Annotated in this window: 21 protein-coding genes and 1 tRNA gene; 14 read left to right on the forward strand and 8 right to left on the reverse strand. The window is 59.7% G+C overall.

The window, feature by feature from the left end; all coding sequences use genetic code 11:
• Window positions 1-155: 155 nt before the first annotated feature.
• The 7 genes from cysN to rpoH all read right to left on the reverse strand — a co-directional run bounded on the left by cysN (window position 156) and on the right by rpoH (window position 7,714).
• Complete coding sequence (gene cysN, locus KJB29_RS18590; RefSeq protein WP_215735819.1) at window positions 156-1,823, reverse strand: sulfate adenylyltransferase subunit CysN; 1,668 nt, start codon at window positions 1,821-1,823, stop codon at window positions 156-158.
• Complete coding sequence (gene cysD / locus KJB29_RS18595) at window positions 1,823-2,728, reverse strand: sulfate adenylyltransferase subunit CysD (protein WP_215735820.1); 906 nt, start codon at window positions 2,726-2,728, stop codon at window positions 1,823-1,825. Before cysD ends, cysN begins: the two co-directional genes overlap by 1 nt.
• Before the next feature lie 32 nt (window positions 2,729-2,760).
• The gene (locus KJB29_RS18600; RefSeq protein ID WP_215735821.1) at window positions 2,761-3,468 is read right to left on the reverse strand and encodes a phosphoadenylyl-sulfate reductase; all 708 of its coding nucleotides are present in this window, start codon (window positions 3,466-3,468) and stop codon (window positions 2,761-2,763) included.
• Between the two features lie 54 nt (window positions 3,469-3,522).
• Window positions 3,523-4,971 carry a DASS family sodium-coupled anion symporter gene (locus KJB29_RS18605; protein WP_215735822.1) on the reverse strand — a complete coding sequence of 483 codons (1,449 nt, stop codon included), beginning with the start codon at window positions 4,969-4,971 and terminating at the stop codon, window positions 3,523-3,525.
• 2 nt (window positions 4,972-4,973) lie between these two features.
• Entirely contained in the window at window positions 4,974-5,759 is a 786-nt protein-coding gene (locus tag KJB29_RS18610) for a hypothetical protein (protein WP_215735823.1), read from the reverse strand.
• A 259-nt stretch (window positions 5,760-6,018) separates the two neighbouring features.
• Window positions 6,019-6,765: a HesA/MoeB/ThiF family protein gene (locus tag KJB29_RS18615; protein ID WP_215735824.1), complete on the reverse strand. Its 747-nt coding sequence runs from the start codon at window positions 6,763-6,765 to the stop codon at window positions 6,019-6,021.
• A gap of 109 nt (window positions 6,766-6,874) precedes the next feature.
• Window positions 6,875-7,714 (reverse strand): RNA polymerase sigma factor RpoH, encoded by an 840-nt coding sequence (rpoH, locus tag KJB29_RS18620; protein WP_004514562.1) that lies wholly within the window; start codon window positions 7,712-7,714, stop codon window positions 6,875-6,877.
• Between the two features lie 279 nt (window positions 7,715-7,993).
• Here rpoH and KJB29_RS18625 point away from each other — a divergent pair, with 279 nt between their 5' ends.
• From KJB29_RS18625 to rplI, 14 genes are all read left to right on the forward strand, one after another.
• Window positions 7,994-9,067, forward strand: coding sequence for a branched-chain amino acid aminotransferase (locus KJB29_RS18625; RefSeq protein WP_215735825.1), 1,074 nt, complete (start codon window positions 7,994-7,996; stop codon window positions 9,065-9,067).
• Between the two features lie 105 nt (window positions 9,068-9,172).
• Entirely contained in the window at window positions 9,173-9,337 is a 165-nt protein-coding gene (locus tag KJB29_RS18630) for a hypothetical protein (protein ID WP_004514564.1), read from the forward strand.
• Window positions 9,338-9,423: 86 nt separating this feature from the next.
• Window positions 9,424-12,018, forward strand: a complete 2,595-nt coding sequence (gene clpB, locus KJB29_RS18635; protein ID WP_215735826.1) for an ATP-dependent chaperone ClpB — start codon at window positions 9,424-9,426, stop codon at window positions 12,016-12,018.
• A gap of 119 nt (window positions 12,019-12,137) precedes the next feature.
• On the forward strand, window positions 12,138-12,968 hold the full coding sequence (locus tag KJB29_RS18640) for a polysaccharide deacetylase family protein (RefSeq protein WP_215735827.1): 831 nt from the start codon (window positions 12,138-12,140) through the stop codon (window positions 12,966-12,968).
• An 80-nt stretch (window positions 12,969-13,048) separates the two neighbouring features.
• Window positions 13,049-13,894, forward strand: coding sequence for a 4-(cytidine 5'-diphospho)-2-C-methyl-D-erythritol kinase (ispE, locus tag KJB29_RS18645; protein ID WP_215735828.1), 846 nt, complete (start codon window positions 13,049-13,051; stop codon window positions 13,892-13,894).
• Window positions 13,895-13,925: 31 nt separating this feature from the next.
• A tRNA-Gln gene (locus tag KJB29_RS18650) sits at window positions 13,926-14,000 on the forward strand.
• A gap of 60 nt (window positions 14,001-14,060) precedes the next feature.
• Window positions 14,061-15,005 carry a ribose-phosphate pyrophosphokinase gene (locus KJB29_RS18655; RefSeq protein ID WP_004514568.1) on the forward strand — a complete coding sequence of 315 codons (945 nt, stop codon included), beginning with the start codon at window positions 14,061-14,063 and terminating at the stop codon, window positions 15,003-15,005.
• 59 nt (window positions 15,006-15,064) lie between these two features.
• The gene (locus tag KJB29_RS18660) at window positions 15,065-15,652 is read left to right on the forward strand and encodes a 50S ribosomal protein L25 (RefSeq protein WP_215735829.1); all 588 of its coding nucleotides are present in this window, start codon (window positions 15,065-15,067) and stop codon (window positions 15,650-15,652) included.
• Between the two features lie 23 nt (window positions 15,653-15,675).
• Window positions 15,676-16,260, forward strand: a complete 585-nt coding sequence (pth, locus tag KJB29_RS18665) for an aminoacyl-tRNA hydrolase (RefSeq protein ID WP_215735830.1) — start codon at window positions 15,676-15,678, stop codon at window positions 16,258-16,260.
• A 42-nt stretch (window positions 16,261-16,302) separates the two neighbouring features.
• On the forward strand, window positions 16,303-17,397 hold the full coding sequence (gene ychF / locus KJB29_RS18670) for a redox-regulated ATPase YchF (protein ID WP_215735831.1): 1,095 nt from the start codon (window positions 16,303-16,305) through the stop codon (window positions 17,395-17,397).
• 156 nt (window positions 17,398-17,553) lie between these two features.
• Window positions 17,554-17,910 carry a 30S ribosomal protein S6 gene (rpsF, locus tag KJB29_RS18675; RefSeq protein WP_215735832.1) on the forward strand — a complete coding sequence of 119 codons (357 nt, stop codon included), beginning with the start codon at window positions 17,554-17,556 and terminating at the stop codon, window positions 17,908-17,910.
• A 21-nt stretch (window positions 17,911-17,931) separates the two neighbouring features.
• Window positions 17,932-18,252, forward strand: coding sequence for a 30S ribosomal protein S18 (gene rpsR, locus KJB29_RS18680; RefSeq protein WP_004514573.1), 321 nt, complete (start codon window positions 17,932-17,934; stop codon window positions 18,250-18,252).
• Between the two features lie 18 nt (window positions 18,253-18,270).
• A complete protein-coding gene (locus KJB29_RS18685; RefSeq protein WP_343213582.1) occupies window positions 18,271-19,215 on the forward strand; it encodes a YybS family protein in 945 nt (314 codons plus the stop codon).
• A gap of 24 nt (window positions 19,216-19,239) precedes the next feature.
• Window positions 19,240-19,686, forward strand: coding sequence for a 50S ribosomal protein L9 (gene rplI / locus KJB29_RS18690; RefSeq protein ID WP_004514575.1), 447 nt, complete (start codon window positions 19,240-19,242; stop codon window positions 19,684-19,686).
• Window positions 19,687-20,030: 344 nt separating this feature from the next.
• Here the strand turns inward: rplI and KJB29_RS18695 are convergent, their stop codons facing one another.
• Window positions 20,031-20,900 carry a cytochrome c3 family protein gene (locus tag KJB29_RS18695; protein ID WP_004513964.1) on the reverse strand — a complete coding sequence of 290 codons (870 nt, stop codon included), beginning with the start codon at window positions 20,898-20,900 and terminating at the stop codon, window positions 20,031-20,033.
• Between the last annotated feature and the right edge of the window lie 165 nt (window positions 20,901-21,065).

Raw genomic sequence — 21,065 nt, forward strand, 5'->3', positions numbered from 1 at the left:
TTTCCCTCAATCCTTTCCGTACCCTCAATCTAGTGCGATGGATTCCGGTAACCACTGGCCATTTTTGTTGCGCTTGGTGACGGAGGGATTATTTCGGCAGCACAAGAATCCCGAAGATAAAAGGTGGTCCCACAAATAGGACCACCTTTGTAGATCTAAAGACCACCACGCTCGTCGAAATCTTTGGGGCACGGTTCAGTCCAACTTTTGAAAAGAATCACGTTGACTCGATCCTGGTCCCGGCCGAACTCAAAGACAAGGTTGTGATCGTAGGCCATCCGGGCAACTGGTTCCAGTTGCCCCACGTCCCGAAGCCGGAAGACGACGCGGTTCCCTTTGGCGAGATGATCGATGAAGCTCGCGGAGACCTCGAACTCAATCGGCCCCCATTCCCGTGTTAAGTCAGCAACCCCCATATCCGCGCCAATGACGGTACTGTCTTGCAGGATAAATCGCTTGGAGAGGTATGAACCTTCGTTGGTACTGGTTTCCGCCGGTTGAGTATCTGGTGACTCCAGCGGGGCAGCAGCGATTACCATGCCTGCTGCCACGGTGGCATTGCTGAACCGGTCAATAAGGATAAAACTACCTGTTTCACGATTCTGGCGGTAGGGGTCGAAGGCCACAGCGCGGTCCAGTTCCAGCCGAACCACGCCGATGCCGTTGAGTGCCAGCGTCGGCACTTGCCTCTGTTCAAGAGAGTTAACATCAACCGCATACTGAACGCGGGTGACGTGGCCGGGGGTCACGGCGCTGGCGGTCTTGACGAGGTAGATCTGCCCCGGCACTAGTGGAGTGTCATGGAGCCAGACCATGTGGGCCTCTGGGTGTCGAGAGAGACGCGGCGGCATATCGGTTGCTGTCAGCATGTCGCCTCGGCTGATATCTATTTCGTCAGAGAGGGTGAGAGTCACTGCCTGACCGGCCACCGCCTCCGGCAGGGCGCCGCCCATGGTGACGATCCGCGCCACACGGCTGGTGAGGCCAGAGGCGGCGACTCGCACTTCATCACCCGGACGGACGGTGCCTGCGGCAATGGTGCCGCAAAAACCGCGAAAATCGAGGTGTGGACGGTTCACCCACTGTACCGGAAACCGGAACGGTTCCGTCGCGCGCTCTTCGGTGACCTGCACGGTTTCCAGGTAGCTCATGAGGGTAGGACCCTGGTACCAAGGGGTGCTGTTGCTCGGCTCGATGACGTTGTCGCCGTTCAGTGCCGAGATGGGGATCGCGGTGATGGAGGCGAACCCGAGGGGGGCAGCGAACTCCTGGTAGTCGCCCACGATCGCGGCGAACCGTTGTTCGTCGAAGTCGATGAGGTCCATCTTGTTCACGGCGATGACAATGTGGCGGATTCCCACGAGGGAGACCAGGTAGCTGTGGCGCCGCGTCTGGGTCAGAAGCCCCTTGCGGGCGTCCACAAGGATTACTGCCACTTGGGCGGTGGAGGCGCCGGTCACCATATTGCGGGTGTACTGCTCATGGCCGGGGGTGTCGGCGACGATAAACTTGCGCCGGTCGGTGGAGAAGAAGCGGTAGGCCACGTCGATGGTGATCCCCTGCTCCCGCTCCGCCTGCAGTCCGTCCAGCAGCAGAGCATAGTCGATGGCGCCCCCTTGAGTGCCGACCTTTTTGCTGTCGGCTTCCAAAGCAGCCAACTGGTCCTCGAAAATCATCTTGGAGTCCCAGAGAAGCCGTCCGATGAGGGTGCTCTTGCCGTCATCAACGCTGCCGCAGGTGATGAAGCGGAGCAGCGATTTCTCCTCCTGGCTTTTGAGATAGGCGAGGATATCCTTTTCGATCAGTTCCGATTGATGTGCCATTAGAAATACCCCTCCTGCTTCTTCTTCTCCATTGATCCCGCTTGGTCGTGGTCGATGAGCCGTCCCTGGCGCTCGGAGGTGCGGGTCAGGAGCATCTCCTGGATGATCTTGGGGAGGGTGTCAGCTGTCGACTCCACGGCGCCGGTGAGGGGGTAGCAGCCGAGGGTGCGGAAGCGGACCGACTTGTGCTGCACGGTCTCTCCCGGCTTGAGTTCCAAGCGGTCGTCGTCCACCATGATCAGCATGCCGTCGCGCTCCACCACCGGCCGCACCGCTGCATAGTAGAGGGGGACGATCGGGATATTCTCCAGGTGGATGTACTGCCAGACATCCAACTCGGTCCAGTTGGAGAGCGGGAAGACCCGGATGCTTTCCCCCTGCTTGATACGGGTGTTGTAGAGGTTCCAGAGTTCCGGGCGCTGGTTTTTGGGATCCCAGCGGTGGTTGGCGCTGCGGAAGGAGAAGATCCGCTCCTTGGCCCGCGATTTTTCTTCGTCACGGCGGGCACCACCGAAGGCGGCGTCGAACCGGTACTTGTCCAGCGCCTGCTTCAACCCCTCGGTCTTCATGATATCGGTGTAGAGGGCTGAACCGTGGGTAAATGGGGAAATCCCCTGCTCCACCCCCTCCTTGTTCACATGGACGATCAGGTCGAAGCCGCATTCGGCCGCCATCCGGTCGCGGAATTGGATCATGTCGCGGAACTTCCAGGTGGTGTCCACGTGCAGCAGGGGAAACGGCGGCGGCGCCGGGTAAAAGGCCTTGCGTGCCAGGTGCAGCATGACCGCCGAATCCTTGCCGATGGAGTAGAGCATCACCGGGTTGGCAAATTCGGCCACCACCTCACGGATGATGTGGATGCTTTCTGCTTCGAGCTGCTGCAGGTGGGTCAGGGTGGTTCTCATGTCGTTATCCTCGTAGACGATTGTGCCTTCCATCAGCGCCGGTGCAACCCGCACTCTTTATGCTCCGGATTCTCCCACCACCATCGTCCGGCTCGGGGATGCTCGCCCGGGGCCACGGGGCGGGTGCAGGGAGCGCAGCCGATCGAAGGGTATCCCTGTTTATGGAGACGGTTCACCGGAACCCGGCGCTTTTCAGCGTACTCCCAGACCTGTTCCTCACTCCACTCCAGGAGCGGGTTGATTTTCAGGATGCCGCCGTTTGCTTCGTCGCTCTCGATGGGAGCGAGGCCGGTCCGCGTGACGCTCTGTTCGCGGCGGAGCCCGGTGATCCAGCCGGCAAGCCCCTTAAGCGCCCGGCCAAGTGGTTCCACCTTGCGGATGTGGCAGCACTCATGGCGGTTATCCAGGGATTCACGGAAAGAGAAAAGCCCCTTGTCGCGTTCGAGCTTTTCCACCGTCTCGTGCCGCGGGAAATACCAGTCTATCGGGATCCGGTAGCGCTCCGTGATGGCGTCTGCCACCTCGTAGGTCTCCTCGTGGAGGCGCCCCGTGTCGAGGGCGAATATCCCGATTGGGCACCCCAGTTCCTTTGCCATGTCGATGATGATGACGTCCTCCACAGAGAAGGAGCAGGCGAGCTTGACAGAACCCTCGGCCGCCGACACTCCGGCCCTGAGGATGTCCTGTGGAGTGGCGTCGTGGGGAAGTTTGGGGATTGTTTTCTGAATGGTTGCAGTCATGTTGGGTCCTTTGGGTCGTGTCCGCAGTGCGTGAGCGCTCCGGGCAAAGGGTGTTCAGATGTTCAGGCCAATCAGGGGCCAGATGAAGATTGCCGCGGCCATGAAGAGAAGCCAGGAAATTGACATCACCAGGGCACCCGGGATGATGATGTCCTTGCTTCGCAGGTATCCCGAGGCGTAGGCGATGGCCGTGGCCGGCGTCCCCATGGGGAGGCAGTAGGCGAGACCTGCGGGAAGCGCAATGGCGAGCGTCATCACCCTGAGATCCATGCCGAGGCTTTTTGCCAGGGACATGCCGATCGGCATGAGGATGGCGACCACGGCAGCGTGGCTGATGCACTCGGTCAGCAGGATCGACACCAAGGAGATGACAGCAATCACCATGAGCGGCGCCGGTGAGAAGGCCCCGAGCCCCCGCTCGACAATCCAGAGGGCGGCGCCGGTCTTTTCAAGCGCGGTGGCCAGGGCGATGGAACCGCCGTACATGAGGATGATTCCCCAGTTGACGTACTCCTCGATTGTCTGCCAGGAGACCACCCGGAAGACGAAGAGGGCGACCATGGCCAGGATTGCGATGTTTGCCAGGCCCAGCTCTTTGCCCAAGGCCATCCAGCAGACGATGGTTACGACCATCACCGCGGCAACGGTCATCTCGCCGTATCCCATTTTTCCCGTTTCGAGTCGTTTGCGGTTCAGGAAGCGAAGCCCCTCGTCGACTCCCGCAATGTCGGGGGGAAAGAAGAGGAGGAGCAGGAGAAAGCCGATGACAAGCAGCGGTGCGACGATCGTGATGGCGGCAACGGTCCACTCGAAGAAAGTGTAGTCGAGGCCGCTCGCCTCCCGGAGCATCCCCACTGCCAGCGGCGCACGCGCCCCGCCGAGGAAGGTGGCGATCCCTCCGATGATGCATCCCCAGGCTATGGCCATGAAAAGGAGCTTGGCGTAGCGGTTCCTGCCGCGCTCGAGGCCGAGGCTCGTGCTGATCTCCGCTACCACAGGGAACATCATGGCCGCCACGGCGTGCTCGCTCATGCAAAACGAGAGAATCGCCGAAAGGAGGAATACCGTCAGGGCGAGGCTGCGAGGCGTCTTGCCGAACCGGGCCAGCATGGCGCGGGCGAGCCGGGCCGATAGCCCCGTGCCGGTCATGGCCGCTGCCAGGATAAAGGCGCCGATGATGAAGAAGACCGCCTCGTTGCCGAAGAGGGCATAGGTCTTCTTCGCTTCCATGATGCCGAGGAGCGGCAGCAGGGCCATGGAGAGGAGTGCCGTCACGGCGATGGGGAGCAGCCCCGATATCCAGAGGAAGATGGTTGCTCCGAAGACGATGAGGGCATGGTACCCTGCCGCTGAAAGCCCCTCCGGAGGTGTGAGCCTGAAAAGAATAGCGCAGGCGATGATCAGCCCGGCGAAGACCTGGTAGCGTGTTGAGCGGTCGATGAGGATCAGCCAGAGAGGTCTGGTGTCGATCTTCAGCGGTTTGTCGAAGAGTTCCCGTTCCATAATCAGAGTCCCGCCGATTCGAATGACTCTTCCACCTGCCGTACCCGCAAAGCCCGGCGCAGGTCAGAGGCAGCCAAGAGTCGCCGGTCCCGGAGCCGGTTCATGAAGCCCCGCAGGGTTCCCCCCTGTGTCTGCGGGACGAGGGGGGTGGCGAAGGCGATCAACGGCAGGAGCGGGGCCACGGTTGCTTTGGATGTCCGCCATGCCGTTGCCAGGTGAGCGTATGCTGCTGCCACCTCTTCAATCCCGCAGCGGCTTGCCGGTGCGGGAAATTGCAACAGCGGAACGATGCCGTGGGAGAGGAGATTGTCGATTCCCGCAAGGAGAGCTTCGAGGTGGGCTTCCCCCAGGACGAGGGACGATGCCACCGCCCAGCGGGGGAAGACCGTCTGGGCGCACTGGAGCGAGGCAAGACGGCTCTCCTGGTCGGAACGCCCGAAAGCGGTGAAGGGGATATGAATGATGTCGACGCCGGCGGCGTACGCCCGTTCCAGAAGAGCCGATGACACCGGGAAATCCATCGTTCCCAGGATGTGGGTGTTGAAATTTTTCTTGATGAGGCGAGCCAGGGTCTCCCCGTTCGAGAAGGTGTCCGGCGCGCCGAAGCTGAGGTGAAACAGTTCGGCCGGGGCAAGGCAGTAGCTGTCGAAGAGGGTTTCCAGGGTTTCCCGAGGGGGGAGCTCGCCTCCCACGTGGAATACGTTTCCGTCCCGGCGCAGATCCCGTGAAGTGACAGGCATGGGAGGGTCTGTCAGGAGTTTCTGGAGTTTTGTATTGTCAACCACCATTGCCGTGCTCCAGGACCGTCGTGGTGCTCTTTAGTTTCCTGGTGTTAAATTTTATGGTTTAATTTTTGAGTATTTTATCGTTTTTGTCAAGAAATAAAATCGCAGTATTTATGTCTGGTTTGGTGTTGTTTTCCTTGTGTTGACAACTAGCCGAATTCGCTAGAAATATGCCCGTGAGATGGGTGGGCAAGCCGTGTGGGGACCAGTCTACCACAGGCTCGGAGGTTTTGAGGGGCGGTGGGGTATTTTGCCCTGCGGCCTAACCGCAGGCGGGGCACGTTAGTTTCTTCTTGATGGGAACTTCGCGGAATTTCAGCGCCAGGGCGCTGTAGGTGAGAAGGCGCCCCGTAAGGAGTTCGCCGATGCCCATGAGATACTTGATCGCTTCGGTGGCCTGGATGGTGCCGATGACGCCGGGAAGGACCCCGATGACGCCGGCCCGTGAACAGGCGGTGGCCACCTCGTCGCTTTCCGGAGGTTCGGGAAAGATGCAGCGGTAGCAGGGGGATTCCCCCGGCAGGACGGTCATGGTCTGCCCGTTGAAGCGGAGAATGCCGCCGTGGGAGAACGGCTTGCCGGCGGCGACGCAGGCGTCGTTGATGAGGAACTTTGCGGCGAAATTGTCGGTGGCGTCGATGACGAAATCGAAGTCGGCGATGAGTTCCGCGATGTTCGATGCCTCGACCCTCGTTTCGAAGGGGATGACGGTTACGTCGGGGTTCATGGCGGCCATTTTCTCCCTGGCCGAAACGACCTTGGGGCGCCCCAGGTCGGCGGTGTGATGGGCTATCTGGCGCTGGAGGTTCGAAAGCTCCACCCTGTCTGAATCGGCAATGCCGATGGTGCCGACACCCGCGGCCGCCAGGTAGAGGGCAACGGGGGAGCCGAGGCCACCGGCACCGATCACCATGACCCGTCCTGCCAGGAGCCGTTCCTGCCCCACCTCGCCAACGTTTTCCAGAATGAGGTGTCGGGCGTATCGCTCAGATTGTTCAGCGGTTAACATGTGGGTATTCTCCCCGTTGGTGATGAGTATTTCTTGACAGTAATAATAAAAAAACCCCGTCTCGTCAAGGCGGGGTCTGGATGTATCAATGAGAAAATGGTTTGGGGGGCTAGACAGTTATTGGCGTCAGATAGGCCTTTATCTTTTTCAGTGCCCCTTCCTCAATCTGACGGACCCGCTCGCGGGAGATTGCGAAGTGGTCGGCGATCTCCTGGAGCGTAAGTGGTTCGTCTGCCGTTACCCGATTCTCGACTACGTAGCGCTCCTTTTCGTTGAGCCGTTCCAGTGCCTGGGTCACCTGGCCGTGGAGGCGTGACGCCTCCTGCTGCTCTGCCAGGGCTTCCTCCTGGTTCTGGCGCTCGTCCACAAGAGTATCCAGCATGGTGAGCCCTTCCCCGTCCACCAGTTCGGCGTCCAAAGAGTAGTCGCCCCGCATCCGCTGGTCCATTTCGATCACTTCCGACTCTTTCACGTGGAGGGAGAGGGCGGTGGCTTCCGTGTCGTCACCCCCGGTCAGCCGCCGGATGGCATTCTTGGCCTGGTTCAGCTTGAAGAAGAGTTTCTTCTGGGCCTGGGTGGTGCCGATCTTGAGAAGGCTCCAGGCAGAGATGATGTAATTCTGGATGTAGGCCCTGATCCACCAGACCGCGTAGGAGATGAGACGGATCCCCTTGTGGGGGTCGAATTTGCGGACCGCCATCATGAGGCCGATGTTCCCCTCCTGGATCAGGTCGAGCATCTTCATGCCGTAGGATTTGTACTCGGCAGCGACCTTCACCACAAATCGGAGGTTGGCGGTGATGAGGCGGTGGGCCGCCTCCAGGTCCTTCTCTTCATAGAACTTTACGGCATACAGGTGTTCCTCCTCGGGGGTGAGGACGGGGAACTTCCTGATTTCCGCCAGGTAGAGGGTGAAGCTATCGGCAACAACGGGGAGATTCATGGTCATGAACCGGGTCCTCCTGTCGCAAAGGTTTGTTACTGGGTTAGCACTCGGTTTGTCTGAGTGCTAATAACTTAACAAGGGAAAAATGAAAAATCAAGGGGTTGTCGTAATTAGTTTCTTTTGGCAGAGCAGCGCCTGCCGGGCCAGGGGGAGGGATGTCGGGGACGGGGGAGCGTCCGGATTGCCGGGGGAAACCCCTTGCCCCCTGCGGTATTCATGTGATAAACCGTAAAGAGTTTCATATTACGACGCTCCGCGCCGAATCAATGGAGGTTTCAGCAGATGGAGATCAGAATCGTGCCGCTCCCGGAGGACCGGAAAAAGCCCAAGTACACCGACGAATCCCAGCTCGGTTTCGGCAAGCTCTTTACCGACCGGATGTTTATGGTCGAGTGGAAAATCGGCCAGGGGTGGGTCGATGCCCGGATTGAGCCCTATGCCCCCTTCGTCCTCGATCCGGCCTGCTCTGTTCTTCACTATGCCCAGGAGATCTTCGAGGGGCTCAAGGCCTACAAGTGGGCCGACGGCACCATCGCCCTCTTCCGCCCCGAGATGAACGCCCGACGTTTCAACCACTCAGCCGATCGCCTCTGCATGCCAGCGGTGCCGGAGGAGCTTTTCCTTGACGGCATCGAGAAGCTCGTGGCGTTGGAGCGCGACTGGATTCCCTCGTCGGAAGGGACCTCTCTCTACATCCGTCCCACCATGATCGGCGTGGACCCGGTCCTGGGGGTGAAGCCCGCTGATCACTACTACTTCTACGTGATCCTCTCTCCTGTTGGTGCGTATTACTCCGCGGGGTTCAACCCCATCAAGATCATGGTGGAGGACCACTACGTCCGCTCCGTCCCCGGCGGCACCGGCGAGGCCAAGACCGGCGGCAACTACGCCTGTTCCCTTAAGGCCGGCCTTGAGGCGAAGAAAAAGGGGTATGACCAGGTCCTCTGGCTCGACGGGGTCCACCGTCGCTATATTGAGGAAGTGGGGGCCATGAATATGCTCTTCGCCTATGGGAAGACCATTGTCACCGCTTCTCTCACCGGCACGATCCTGAACGGCGTCACCCGCGACTCCACCCTGAAGCTGGCTGCGAGCCTCGGCTACACCATCGAGGAGCGCCTCATCGACGTGAATGAGCTCATGGCGGACATTCGTGCCGGCAAGGTGACCGAGGCTTTCGGCAGCGGTACTGCTGCAGTCATCAGCCCGGTCGGCGTTCTTGCGTACAAGGACGAAGTCTGTACGGTCGGCAATGGCGGCGTGGGGCCGATTACCCAGCAGCTCTATGATACTCTGACCGGCATTCAGACCGGCAAGGTTCCCGACACCTTCGGCTGGACCCGCAAGGTCGCATGATTCAGAGGGAATGGGCGGCGGAAACGCCGCCTTTTCTTTTGCCCCCACTTTCTGCTACTATTGCGGCAGCGGAGATATCATTCGCACATCTCTATGAAGGTGCCCATGAAGCGGAATCCCGACGTCAACAAGCTCTGCCTCTCCTGCCGTCGCCAGTGCAAGCAGGCGGCCACGGTCGTCATCTCCTCCTGCCCCCGCTACTATCCCGGCCCGAAGATCAAGCGGGAGAACTGGAAGCAGATGGAGCTGGATCTCCTTTCCTCCCCCTGATCCCCCCACAATTCATGTTTCCCCTTCCTTGACTTCCCCCCGGGGCGTGCCTATGTTTTTCCTGTACCAGGAAAGGAGAGCGCCCCATGATTCGACCCGAAAAAATGACCATAAAGACCCAGGAGGCCCTGGCCGGCGCCCAGCAGCTCGCCGCGCGGCAGGGAAACGGCACCATCGAGCCGGAACATCTCCTCGCAGCGCTCCTCGAGCAGGAAGGGGGGCTTGTGGCCCCGATCCTCCAGAAGGTGGGGGCCGCGCCTGCCTCCCTGCGGAGCTCCGTTGACGCGCTCCTTAAAAAGCTCCCTCAGGTGAGCGGCGCCACGGCCCAGGCCTACCTCTCGCCCTCTCTGAACCGGATCCTCGACGGGGCCCAGCGGGAAGCCGACGCCATGAAGGACGAGTTCGTCTCCACCGAGCACCTTCTCCTCGGCTTCTTCGCCGACAAACAGTGCGCGGCCACCCGGGCGCTTCTCGATGGCGGCGCCACCCGCGAGAACGTGCTGGCGGCGCTCGTGGAGATCCGCGGCGGCGAGCGGGTCACCGACCAGAGCCCCGAGGACAAGTACCAGGCTCTGACCAAGTACGCCCGGGACCTGACCGACCTGGCCCGCCAGGGGAAGCTTGACCCGGTTATCGGCCGGGATGATGAGATCCGGCGGGTGCTGCAGGTTCTGTCCCGGCGCACCAAGAACAACCCGGTCCTCATCGGTGAGCCGGGGGTGGGGAAGACCGCCATCGTGGAGGGGCTCGCCCAGCGGATCGTCTCGGGGGACGTGCCGGAATCCCTAAAGGATAAGCGCCTCGTGGCCCTCGACATGGGGGCCCTCATCGCCGGCGCCAAGTATCGGGGGGAGTTCGAGGAGCGGCTCAAGGCGGTTATCAAGGAGGTGGCCAAGTCCGAGGGAAAGGTGATCCTCTTCATTGACGAGCTCCACACTCTGGTGGGGGCCGGAGCCGCCGAGGGGGCCATGGACGCCTCCAACATGCTCAAGCCGGCCCTGGCCCGGGGGGAGCTCCACTGCATCGGCGCCACCACCCTCAACGAGTACCGCAAGTACATCGAGAAGGACGCGGCCCTGGAGCGGCGCTTCCAGCAGGTCTACACCGGCGAGCCGAGCGTGGAGGACACCATTGCCATCCTCCGGGGGCTCAAGGAGAAGTACGAGACCTACCACGGCATCCGGATCAAGGACAGCGCTATCATCGCCGCCGCCACGCTTTCGGACCGCTACATCACCGACCGCTTCCTCCCCGACAAGGCCATCGACCTCATCGACGAGGCCGCCTCGCGCCTGAGGATCGAGATTGACTCCATGCCAACCGAGATCGACGAGGTGGAGCGGAAGATCATTCAGCTGGAGATCGAGAAGCAGGCGCTTTTGCGGGAGCAGGACCCCCACGCCCTGGAGCGTCTCCAGAAGCTGACTGCCGAGCTGAACGGGCTCCAGGCCCAGGCGGCGGAGCTAAAGGCCCATTGGCGGCAGGAGAAGGAGATTATCAAGGGACTCAGCGAACTGAAGCAGCAGCTTGAGGAGAGGAAAGAGCAGGCGAAGAAGGCCGAGCGGGAGGGGAACCTGGCCCGTACCGCGGAGATCCGCTATGGAGAGATTCCTGCCATCGAGAAGGAAATGGAGGAGAAGAAGCAGCAACTGGAGGCGCTCCAGAAGGAAGGGAAGATGCTCCCCGAAGAGGTTGATGGCGAACTGGTGGCTGAAATCGTCTCCCGCTGGACTGGTGTTCCGGTCTCACGCATGATGGAGGGGGAGGCGGACAAGCTCGTGCACATGGAGGAACGGCTCAAGACCCGCGTGGTGGGTCAGGACGACGCCCTGCTGCTGGTGGCCAACGCCATCCGCCGCGCCCGGTCGGGGCTCTCGGACCCCAATCGCCCCATCGGCTCCTTCCTCTTCCTGGGCCCCACCGGGGTCGGGAAGACCGAAACCGCCAAGGCCCTGGCCGAGTTCCTCTTCAACGACGACCAGGCCATTGTCCGGATCGACATGAGCGAGTACCAGGAAAAACACACCGTGGCCCGGCTCATCGGTGCGCCTCCCGGCTACGTCGGCTACGAGGAGGGGGGGCAGCTCACGGAAGCGGTCAAGCGCCGCCCCTACTCCATCGTCCTTTTCGACGAAATCGAGAAGGCCCATGCCGAGGTGTTCAACGTCCTCCTCCAGGTGCTCGATGACGGCCGGCTCACCGACGGCCAGGGGCGAACAGTGGATTTCCGCAATACGGTCATCATCATGACGAGCAACCTGGGCTCCCAGTGGATCCAGCAGTATGGCGCCAGCGACTACACCCGCATGAAGCAGATGGTGACCGAGACCCTGCGGGAGAGCTTCAAACCCGAGTTCCTGAACCGGATCGACGAGGTGGTCATCTACCACGCGCTGCCGCTCGAGCGGATCAAGCAGATCATCGACATCCAGATCCAAGGGCTGAAGAAGCGCCTCGCCGAGCGGCACATCACCCTGGAGATCACCGACAAGGCACGGGAATACCTGGCCCAGGAGGGGTACGACCCGGCCTACGGAGCACGGCCCCTCAAGCGGGCGATCCAGCGCAAGGTTCAGGACCCCCTGGCCCTCATGCTCCTTGAAGGGAAGTTTCGGGAGGGGGACACCATTCGGGCCGACCTCTCCCATGGCGGAGAAGGGCTCGTCATTACGAAGAAATAATAATCTCCTGCAGATGGGGTTCTGTAGCGGGCCATCCTTTTCGGGAGCGGCCCGCTTTTTTCTTCACAGTTGCTGCCGTTGGGGCTAGGATTGCCGAAAAATCGTATACGGGAGATGCTATGAAGCTTCGGTTTTTTGGGGTGGCAGCCGCTCTAATGCTCGGTGCTGGTGCCGGTCCGGCCCTCCTTGCGGAGGCAGAGGTGTCTGCCCCACTCCACGAATCCGCCGGCAACGGGTACGCATCCTTGCGTGAAAGCCTTGTCACCCGCTTCGACGGCCGGACAGCGAAGGAATGGAGCGAAACGGTAACAGGGGTCAAGACTCGCCTGGCGGGGGGCGACAAGAGCATTGCCTTGACCTTCGACGCCTGCGGCAGTCCACGGGGCAAGGGGTTCGACGCACCCCTCATCGATTTTCTGGAGCGGGAGAGAATTCCTGCCACCCTCTTTGTGAGCGGCCTCTGGATCGACGCGAATCCGGTGCTGTTCCGGCGCCTGGTGGCAAATCCCCTGTTCGAGATTGCCAACCACGGTTATCGGCACCGTCCCGCGTCGGTTGCGGGGCAAAAGGCATACGGCATTGCGGGAACCCGCACCGTGGGCGACGTGGTGGACGAGATCGAACTGAACGCCCGGCGGATCGAGGAGATCACGGGCAAGCGCCCCGCCTTCTACCGCTCTGGCACCGCCTACTACGACGAGGTGGCGGTAGAGATTGCCGCGGCCCTGGGAGAGCGGGTGGCCGGCTATTCCCTTCTCGGCGACGCGGGGGCGACCTTTTCTTCCCAGCAGGTGCGCGCTGCCCTCCTGAAGGCCCGACCGGGCGATATCGCCCTCCTCCATATGAATCATCCCGAGTCGGGCACCGCCGCCGGGGTCATGGCAGCCATACCCGAGCTCCGAAAAAGGGGATTCCGGTTTGTGAAACTCTCCGACGTGCCAGTAAAGTGAAGAGATATGCCTTGATTTGTCGCGCAGTTTTGGTTTAGAAAAGATACCTTTCCACACCCTTTCACAGAAAGTGATACTCCATGAAATCCCTGACGCTCAAGGCCCCCGCCAAGGTCAACTACCGGCTTGACGTGCTCCGCCGTCGGCCTGACGGCTACCACGATCTCCGGATGATCATGCAGCGGATCGATCTCTGCGACGAGATTACGATTACTTTGTCCGACACTTCCGGTGTCCGGGTCACCTGTGGCCGCGAAGGGGTGCCCGACGGTCCGGAAAACATCGCTTGGCGGGCCGCCAACGCGCTTCTGGCTCTCTCCGGGCAGGAAACGGGAATCGATATCGCCATTACCAAAAACATCCCCGTTGCTGCCGGGCTTGGCGGCGGGAGCAGCGACGCGGCCACGGTTCTTCTGGGGGTGAACGAACTTCTGGGACTAGGCCTCTCCATCGAGCGGCTCATGGAGGTCGGCGTGACGCTGGGTGCCGACGTGCCGTTCTTCGTCTTCGGCAAGACGGCCTTGGCCGAGGGGATTGGGGAAGTACTCACGGCAATAGACGCCGTCCCACCCCTCTGGCTTGTGATCGTTAACCCCAATATTCCGGTGTCGACTGCCTGGGTGTACCAAAGTTTACGGTTGACAGGTGAGTGGAATGGCGATACTATTCCTCGCTTCTTCAAGGATGTAGCGGATGTCTGTGCCGTCCTCGCCAATGATCTTGAATCGGTGACCATCGAACGGTATCCGGTGATTGGTGAAATCAAGGAGCGACTGGTCGCCGCAGGGGCTGCTGGGGCACTCATGTCCGGCAGTGGTCCCACGGTTTTCGGACTTTTCGCTTCCGAGGAGGAGGCACGTGGCGCGGCCCAGTCCATTGCCAATTCATTCGACTGGTTCGTAGTGGCAGTCAGGGCTTTGGTGTGATTGGCCGTTGCCAGGCAGTACAATACCACACTGGGGTGTAGCCAAGCGGTAAGGCACCGGATTTTGATTCCGGCATTCCAAGGTTCGAATCCTTGCACCCCAGCCACTTATTCCAGTATCATCTGCGGGTCGCCGCAGGAAAATAAATTTGCGGGCAAGGCAGCGTATGAACGACAAGATCAAGGTGTTCAGCGGCAATTCCAATCGGCAGCTTGCGGAGAAGATCTGCGAAAATCTTGGTCTCCCCCTCGGGAAGGCCAATGTCAAAAACTTCTCCGATGGCGAGATCATGGTTGAGATTGCCGAAAACGTGCGCGGGCGTGATATCTACGTGGTTCAGTCCACCTGTGCGCCAACCAACAATAATCTGATGGAACTGCTCATCATGAATGACGCCCTGAAGCGGGCGTCGGCGGCCACCATCACCGCGGTTATCCCCTACTACGGCTATGCACGTCAGGATCGCAAGGCTGCCCCCCGGACTCCCATCACCTCGAAGCTCGTAGCCGACCTTGTTACGACCTCCGGCGCTGATCGGGTGGTGACGGTCGATCTTCATGCCGGCCAAATTCAAGGATTTTTTAATATCCCGGTCGACAACCTCTATGCCGCGCCGGTTATCCTGGAGAATCTCAAGCAGCGTTTTCCCGAGAACGGCATTGTCATGGTTTCTCCCGATGCCGGCGGCACCGAGCGGGCCAGGGCCTTTGCCAAGCGCTTGGGTTGTACTCTGGCGGTTATCGACAAGCGCCGTACCGGCCCCAACGTGGCCGAAGTCATGCACCTTATTGGCGATGTGAAGGACAAGACCGCCATTATACTTGACGACATGATTGACACAGCCGGCACCCTTACCCAGGCCGCCAAGGCGCTGAAAGAGCATGGGGCGAAAGCTATCTATGCCTGTGCCACTCATGGGGTTCTCTCGGGGCCTGCCATTGATCGGATCAATGGTTCCGACATCGAGGCGGTCGTTATTACCGATACCGTGCCTCTTGGGGATAAGGCCGAGAGAACCAATAAGATTAAAGTGCTGACCGTTGCGGACCTCCTTGCCGAGGCCATTCGTCGTATCCATTCCGACGAGTCGGTGAGTTCACTCTTCGTTTGATTTCGTGCGGCTCTGTCCGCAGTGGAATAGAATCTGAATCGCTGGTAGCGGAGGAAATCATGCAACAGAAAACCATAAGCATAGAGCAGAGGGAAAAGGCCGGTAAAGGTGTTTGCCGGAAACTTCGGGCTGTCGGGCGCGTTCCCGGTGTTGTGTATGGCAAGGGTATTGAGCCGGTTGCCGTGTCCGTGGATGCCAAGGAACTGGCCGCCGCCATCGTTGGCGAGGGGGGCCGCAACAACCTGATCTCCCTCCAGGGGGGAGGAAGCCTCAACGGGAACACGGTTATCGTTGCCGATCTTCAGAAGGCTCCCCTCGAGGGAACCTTTATTTCAGTGGACTTCCACAAGATCAACATGGATGAGAAGGTTCGGGTTCACGTTCCGGTAGCGCTCATCGGTACTGCTCTGGGTGCCAAGGAGGGGGGCATGCTCGAGCTGGTCATGCATTCGCTGGACCTGGAGTGTCTCCCCTCACAGATCCCCGAGCACGTTGAGGTGGACGTGACCAATCTGGCCATCGGCCATGCCATTCACGTGGGCGAACTGGTTCTCTCTGCCGGCGTCAAAGCCCTCGACGATCCGAAGGCTACCATCGTCAGCGTCCATGGCAAGACCAAGGAAGAGGTAACTGTCGAGGAGGGGTAACCTCCTCGCCGCATAGTGCACCAATGGCTACAAGACTTATAATCGGGCTGGGAAATCCCGGCCCGAAGTACCAATGGACCCGCCATAACGCGGGTTTCATGGTTTTAGACCACCTTTCCCGCGTCATGGGGACTTCGGTCGCCAAGAAGAACTTCTCTGGGCTGTATGGTGAGGGAAGCTGGCATGGTGATCGCCTGCTGCTGCTCAAGCCACAGACCTTCATGAATCTCTCCGGGAGATCCGCGGCCGAGGCACTCCGCTTCCACAAGCTGACCCTTTCCGACCTGATCGTGATCCATGACGACCTCGACATCCCCTTTGGCCGAGTAAAGCTCAAGGAGGGGGGAGGGCATGGTGGTCATAACGGTCTCCGTTCCCTTATGCAGGAGTTGGGTGGCGGCGGTTTCGTGCGGATCAGAATCGGTGTGGGGAGGCCCTTGCGCGGCGATGCCGCCGATTATGTCCTCGCCAATTTTTCTTCTGCAGAAATGGCCGGTCTTCCTGCGCTCCTGGACGGTGTGGTTGATCTTCTCGGGGAGCTTGTAAGGAATGGACTCCCGCGGACCATGAGCCTTTATAACAACAAGGATTTTCTACCGGCAGCCTGATATCCCTCCTGCTGTCATTCCAACGCGAAAGAAGAATGCACCATGGGTTTTAACTGCGGTATCGTCGGGCTTCCCAACGTGGGAAAGTCTACCATTTTTAATGCACTGACCTCTGCTGGAGCCGAGTCGGCAAATTATCCCTTCTGCACCATCGACCCCAACGTCGGCATCGTGCAGGTTCCCGACGAGCGACTGGAGCGATTGGCTGAAATCGTCAATCCAGAGCGGATACTCCCCACAACTATCGAGTTCGTCGATATTGCCGGACTGGTCAAGGGAGCAAGCCAAGGGGAGGGGCTCGGCAACCAGTTCCTCGGGCACATCCGTTCGGTGGATGCCATTGTCCATGTGGTCCGCTGTTTCGATGATGAGAATGTAGTGCATGTGAGCGGTAGTGTTGATCCGATTCGTGACATCGAGGTGATCCAGACCGAACTGGCTCTGGCTGATCTGGACAGCGTGGAGAAAAAATTCCAGCGCGTCGAGAAGCAGGCCAAGGGCGGTGACCGGAAGCTCAAGGATGAAAGCGAGTTTTACGCCCGCGTCAAGGGGGCGCTGGAGAAAGGCACTCCCGGGCGGCACGTTGAGGTGGGTGACGATGAGCGCCTCTGGATGCGCGATCTGCATCTGCTGACCGATAAGCCGGTCCTCTACGTCGCCAACGTCGCCGAGGACGACCTGGAGGGGGCGCACCCCTTTGTCGCCAAAGTGCGGGACCTGGCCGAGAGTGAAGGTGCCCGGGTCGTTGTTATCTGTGGTCGGATCGAGTCCGAGATAGCCGAACTCGACGGAGACGAAAAGAAGGTGTTTCTTGCCGAAATGGGGCTCGCCGAGTCGGGGCTCGACCGCCTGATCCGGATGGGATACGATCTTCTTGGGCTCATTACCTATTTCACTGCCGGCAAGAAAGAGGTCAGGGCCTGGACCATCCCGGCCGGCACCAAGGCGCCCCAGGCAGCCGGAGTCATCCACTCGGATTTCGAGAAGGGGTTTATTCGCGCCGAAGTAATCGCCTACCGTGACTTTGTGGCTGTAGGCGGCGAGGCGGGGGCCAAGGAAAAAGGGCTCATGCGCCTCGAAGGGAAAGAGTACGTTGTTCAGGATGGCGACGTCATGCACTTTCGATTCAACGTGTAGTAGTAAGACGATTGGCCGGTTGGGGCGCATATCACGATAAAATTCTTGAATAGCCGGGTAAGCTGTAGTAAATTTCTTTTTTTGCAGCGGCCTCAGGCCGCACGCTCCTTGCTCCGGGTCGGACCGGGGCTAATAATCCGCGAGGAGGAAATACACATGGTACGGAAGTATGAGACGGTAGTGATCGTCCAGCCGGACCTTGGCGACGACGAGCTCAAGGGGCTCAATGCCAAGGTGACGGACATCATTGCCACGATGAAAGGCGATCTCCATCGGTTGGAGGACTGGGGGGTGAGAAAGCTTGCCTACCCGATCAGGAAGAGTGCGCGGGGCCGTTACTACTACGTCCGCTTCGACGGTGACGCTGCTCTGATCGCAGAGCTGGAGCGGCGTCTGCGCCTTGATGACAAGGTTTTGCGTTATCAGAGCGTGAAGATCGAGAAGGAAACCGCAGCTCCTGCAGCGAAGGCTGCTCCCGTCGAAACGGCGCCGGCCGCCGAAGCCGCTGAATAAGAGATCGGAGGTTCAGGATAGATGAGTGAAGAAACTACTGTAAGACCCGAAAGAACTGAAAGATCCGAGCGGCCTGAGCGGCCCCAGTACCGTGGCAACGGCCCGCGCAAGAGAAGACCCTTTCAGCGCCGGAAAGTTTGTCGCTTCTGTGCAGACAAGGATCTCGTGATTGACTACAAAGACCCCCGCGTCCTCCGCTCCTTCATCACTGAGCGGGGCAAGATCGTCCCGCGGCGGATCTCCGGCAACTGCTCCAAACACCAGCGTGAGATCACCGAGGCGATCAAGCGGGCCCGCAACATTGCCCTGATTCCGATTGCGTCCACGCACGTCGTCGCGTAAGCGGCGGAACGCTCGATAGTGACTGGCGACCGGGGCATCATCCTCGATATCGTCAAGGGGGTGTGCCTTTCGGTAGTGATTTTCATCGCCTACCTGCAGGTGCCCCTTATGGGAATGGTGGCTGGAGTTGTGGCCCCCCTTCCCGTTCTCTATTATCAGCTGAAGTGGGGGCGATGGATAGTCGGAGCTAGTGCGGTTGTCGCAATAGCTCTGGTCCTCGTTCCGGTTGGGGGCCTGCCGGTAGCGGTCCTGTATTTGCTTCAGGCTGGGCTCCTTTCGATTGTTCTGGCTCATTTTCTGGCCCGGGGACACAGTGCCGGTCGCGCGCTTACCTTAGCGGTACTCATCGTGGCGGCGGTCGCCACCGTTTCTGTCGTCGGGTATGGAGTTGCAGCGGGAATAGATCTTGACCGTCAGGTAGCTGCGGCGATCAAGACAAATCTGGACCAGACCCTTGCCCTCTACAAGGCCAAAGGCGCGTCGGGAGAAGATCTCCTCTCCCTCAAAGAAGCACTGGCGCAAATTGGCGACCTCTTCGGGCAGATATACCCGGCAATGCTCCTGATCAGTCTTGCTGCCGTTGCCGGAATCAATCTACTCATGCTTCGCCGGTTCCGGGAAGGTTTGACGGTCAAGCTTCCGGAAACCCGGTTCAGCAGCTTCAGAAATCCCGAAAATCTTGTGTGGGGATTGATTGTCGCCGGTTTTGCCCTCCTGATTGACAATGGCGTCGTTCAGACGGTAGCCCTCAATGTAATTGTCGTTGTCGGTTTTCTCTATTTTATGCAGGGGCTCGCCGTGGTTGCCCATTTTTTTGCGAGCTACAGAGTGCCGGCGTTCTTCAAGTTTTTTTTCTATGTCCTGCTCGTACTGCAGGCGTATCTGGTTCTGGCGGTAGCACTTCTTGGCCTTTTTGACCTCTGGGCGAGCTTCCGCAGGCCGCGAATTCATGAAAACCTGTAACATTCAGGCTGGGAGGAAACAACAATGAAAGTAATTCTCAAAGAAAATCTGGAAAACCTCGGTCACATCGGCGACATCGTGAAGGTCGCGCCGGGCTATGCCCGCAACTACCTCCTGCCGCGGGGGTATGCGACCGAAGCCACCGAGAAGAATGCCAAGGCCCTTGAGCACGCCAAGCGTCAGCTTGAGTACAAGCGCAATAAGGTTCTCGAGCAGGCAAAGGGGCTTGCTGCCAAGATCGAGGGACTGACCATTGCAATCACTCACCAGGCAGGCGAGGAAGGGAAGCTGTTCGGGGCCGTCACCAACATGGAACTGGCCGAGCACCTGAAAGCCCAAGGTGTTGAGATCGATCGGAAGAAGATCGTTCTTGCAGAGCCGATCAAGCATGTCGGTGAGTACACCGCTTCTGTCAAGGTACACCCGGAGGTTGCAGCGGCTCTGAAAGTGGTGATCACCAAGGCGGACTAGATTTCAGAAGGCTGCGTTTGTGTTGATTGAGGGCGGTTTCCGTAGGGGAACCGCCCTTTTTTTTGCACGGGCGCGCTCCATCCAGGAACCGTTAATGCGGCTGAAAACAACTCAGGACGATGAGGGGGGTGGGGGAGTGGCTGTGATCGGGAAGCGCGAACCGTTGGGCAGCGGAGACGGGTCTCGATGAGGTTGTAAGGGCTGTTCCTACTGCAGCGAATGAGCCGTCGAGCAGCCGAAACAGGCCGTCCGGCAGAGTGGGGGCGGCAACTGCTGCAAGTCAGGGTAATTAAAAAAGGCCTGCACGACGAGTGTGCAGGCCTTTTTTTCAGCGTTCAAACGGGTTACTTCTTCTTCTTCTTCATGGTAGGCTTCGCAGGAGCGGCTTTGGCCGGCTCAGCCTTGGCCGGGGAGCTCCAGTGGTTCAGGTCGTGGGCGATGTTGTGGCACTCGCCGCACTTCGAGAACTTGGACATCATGGCAGCCGGGTGCGGAACGCCGTGGCAGCTCTGGCAGGCCGGAACCATCTTGTGCTTGTCCTGGTGGCAGTATACGCAGGCCAGCGACTTGTGCTTGGCCTGGCTTGCGGTCAGCAGGTCGAGTGCCTTCTTGTGACAGGCGCCGCAGTCTTTGTTCGGGATTTCCTTGCCGTAGGCAACGTTCTTGGGCTGGTGGGCCTTGTGGCACTTCTTGCAGTCGCCGGCGGTCTGCTCGGCATAGTGGGGCTTGTGGCACTGGGTACAGGCCGGAATTTTGCCGTGGACGTTGTGGCAGGTGGAGCAGAAGAGCTTGGAGTGCTTGCTCGGGAACTGCTTGAGTTGCTCGATCTGCTGGGTATGGCAGCTCAGGCACGGCTCGGTGAGGTTGCCGGAAAGGATGATGTTGAGCGGGGTGTGGGGATTCTTGTGGCACCCGAGACAGTTGGGGAGCTCATAGTGCTTCTTGCCGGTGTGACACTGGCTGCACTTGGGAATGTTGTTCTGCGATGCGGGACGGTGACCGGCGTGGCAGTCGAAGCAAGTGATCTTTTTGTGGCCGGCACCGGCGCTGGCGATGTCTGCCGGGGGTTTGGCGTGACACTTCACGCAGTCGTCCTGAACCAGTTTCGGGGCGGCCGGGGCGGCCTTGACCGGGCTTCCCGCGCCCAGGCAGAGTGACACTGCCAGGGTCAGGCCAGCAACGGCAAAGAGCCTGATGCGTCTTACAGCATTCATCGTTCCTCCTCTGTGCTCTTCGCACATGACATAGGGTAGTTGCTCCATTTCCCAGTGGGGGGGAGCGTGTCTCACATAAAATGGCAGCGGGGCGTGCCCCGGCTGAAGCGGGGTGAATTATGCCATTTCTCCCGTGCCCAGTCAATTAGAAAAAGGTAATAAGTT

This window comes from Geobacter grbiciae, assembly GCF_018531165.1.
Taxonomy (GTDB): Bacteria; Desulfobacterota; Desulfuromonadia; order Geobacterales; family Geobacteraceae; genus Geobacter; species Geobacter metallireducens.

Coding starts and splice junctions, on each gene's coding strand:
- cysN (WP_215735819.1), bottom strand. CDS start 1,823: ATGGCACATCAATCGGAACTGATCGAAAAGGATATCCTCGCCTATCTC.
- cysD (WP_215735820.1), bottom strand. CDS start 2,728: ATGAGAACCACCCTGACCCACCTGCAGCAGCTCGAAGCAGAAAGCATC.
- KJB29_RS18600 (WP_215735821.1), bottom strand. CDS start 3,468: ATGACTGCAACCATTCAGAAAACAATCCCCAAACTTCCCCACGACGCC.
- KJB29_RS18605 (WP_215735822.1), bottom strand. CDS start 4,971: ATGGAACGGGAACTCTTCGACAAACCGCTGAAGATCGACACCAGACCT.
- KJB29_RS18610 (WP_215735823.1), bottom strand. CDS start 5,759: ATGGTGGTTGACAATACAAAACTCCAGAAACTCCTGACAGACCCTCCC.
- KJB29_RS18615 (WP_215735824.1), bottom strand. CDS start 6,765: ATGTTAACCGCTGAACAATCTGAGCGATACGCCCGACACCTCATTCTG.
- rpoH (WP_004514562.1), bottom strand. CDS start 7,714: ATGACCATGAATCTCCCCGTTGTTGCCGATAGCTTCACCCTCTACCTG.
- KJB29_RS18625 (WP_215735825.1), top strand. CDS start 7,994: ATGGAGATCAGAATCGTGCCGCTCCCGGAGGACCGGAAAAAGCCCAAG.
- KJB29_RS18630 (WP_004514564.1), top strand. CDS start 9,173: ATGAAGCGGAATCCCGACGTCAACAAGCTCTGCCTCTCCTGCCGTCGC.
- clpB (WP_215735826.1), top strand. CDS start 9,424: ATGATTCGACCCGAAAAAATGACCATAAAGACCCAGGAGGCCCTGGCC.
- KJB29_RS18640 (WP_215735827.1), top strand. CDS start 12,138: ATGAAGCTTCGGTTTTTTGGGGTGGCAGCCGCTCTAATGCTCGGTGCT.
- ispE (WP_215735828.1), top strand. CDS start 13,049: ATGAAATCCCTGACGCTCAAGGCCCCCGCCAAGGTCAACTACCGGCTT.
- KJB29_RS18655 (WP_004514568.1), top strand. CDS start 14,061: ATGAACGACAAGATCAAGGTGTTCAGCGGCAATTCCAATCGGCAGCTT.
- KJB29_RS18660 (WP_215735829.1), top strand. CDS start 15,065: ATGCAACAGAAAACCATAAGCATAGAGCAGAGGGAAAAGGCCGGTAAA.
- pth (WP_215735830.1), top strand. CDS start 15,676: ATGGCTACAAGACTTATAATCGGGCTGGGAAATCCCGGCCCGAAGTAC.
- ychF (WP_215735831.1), top strand. CDS start 16,303: ATGGGTTTTAACTGCGGTATCGTCGGGCTTCCCAACGTGGGAAAGTCT.
- rpsF (WP_215735832.1), top strand. CDS start 17,554: ATGGTACGGAAGTATGAGACGGTAGTGATCGTCCAGCCGGACCTTGGC.
- rpsR (WP_004514573.1), top strand. CDS start 17,932: ATGAGTGAAGAAACTACTGTAAGACCCGAAAGAACTGAAAGATCCGAG.
- rplI (WP_004514575.1), top strand. CDS start 19,240: ATGAAAGTAATTCTCAAAGAAAATCTGGAAAACCTCGGTCACATCGGC.
- KJB29_RS18695 (WP_004513964.1), bottom strand. CDS start 20,900: ATGAATGCTGTAAGACGCATCAGGCTCTTTGCCGTTGCTGGCCTGACC.